1 protein-coding gene is annotated in these 996 nt (G+C 71.7%); it reads right to left on the reverse strand.

The window, feature by feature from the left end; genetic code table 11:
- A partial coding sequence (locus OOT08_RS07015; RefSeq protein ID WP_325091882.1) for an Ig-like domain-containing protein occupies window positions 1–967 on the reverse strand: 967 nt, incomplete at its 3' end.
- Window positions 968–996: the final 29 nt, after the last annotated feature.

A 996-nucleotide genomic window follows, 5' to 3' on the forward strand; every position in this document is an offset into this window, starting at 1 on the left:
CGTCCGCCGGGCCCGCGACGAACACGAGTTGGAATTCGTCCCCGATGGGGGTGCCGTCCGCGAGCGTTGCCCGCACCGGGTAGCTCCCCGCCTGGGTCGTTTTCCACTCGACAACGGCGTTCCCGGCGGCATCGCTGACACGGGAGCGCTCCCCGCCCAGTTCCTCCGGCGCGGAGAAGACCACCGTCTCGCCCTCGACCGGGTTCTCGAAGCGGTCGCGAATCGTGGCCGTCCCGGTGTAGCCCTGCTCGCCATCGGCGGTGACGGGGCCCTCCGGCGACACAGACCAGCTGGAACGGGAGGCATCCGCCGGGCCGGCGATGAAGCGCACCGTCCCGGGGCTGCCACGGAGCGCCCTGTCGCCGACGGTCGCCGTCACCGGAACCTGCCCGGCCACGGTCGAGGTCACGGAGACGGTCGCAACGCCCTGGGCGTTCGTGGTCGCCGTCGTCTCGCTGAGCGTCGCCCCGGAGTCCGCAGGGACGGAGAACGCGACGGTCGCTCCCGAGACGGGGTTCTTGTTCGCGTCCAGCACGGTTGCGGTGGCGGTGTGTTGCTCCTCGCCGCTCGCCACGCGGTCGCCCGCGGACACCCGCAGGGAGCTCGTGCCCTTCTTGCCGAGGGAGGGGTCGCCGGCAACGAACGAGACCGTGCCCGGGCTGCGCCGGAGCTCGGTCCCGGCAACCGTCGCGCTCACCGGGATCTTCCCGGCCGTGACCGAGGTCACCGTGACCGTCGCGACCCCGGAGCGGTTGGTCTTCGCCGTCGCCTCGCTGAGCAGCGCGCCGGACTCCGACGGCACCGAGAACGTCACGGTGACGCCGCCGACCGGGTTCTGATGCGCGTCGAGGACCGTCGCCGTTGCCGTGTGGGTCTGTTTGCCGTCCGCGACCTTGTCCCCGCCGGAGACCGTCAGGGAGCTTGTCCCCTTCTTGCCCACGGACGGGTCACCGGCGACAAAGGACACCGTTCCTGGGCTCTGCCTCAGGTTTGTGC

The organism is Leucobacter sp. M11 (assembly GCF_035726885.1).
Classification (GTDB): Bacteria; Actinomycetota; Actinomycetes; order Actinomycetales; family Microbacteriaceae; genus JAPFRB01.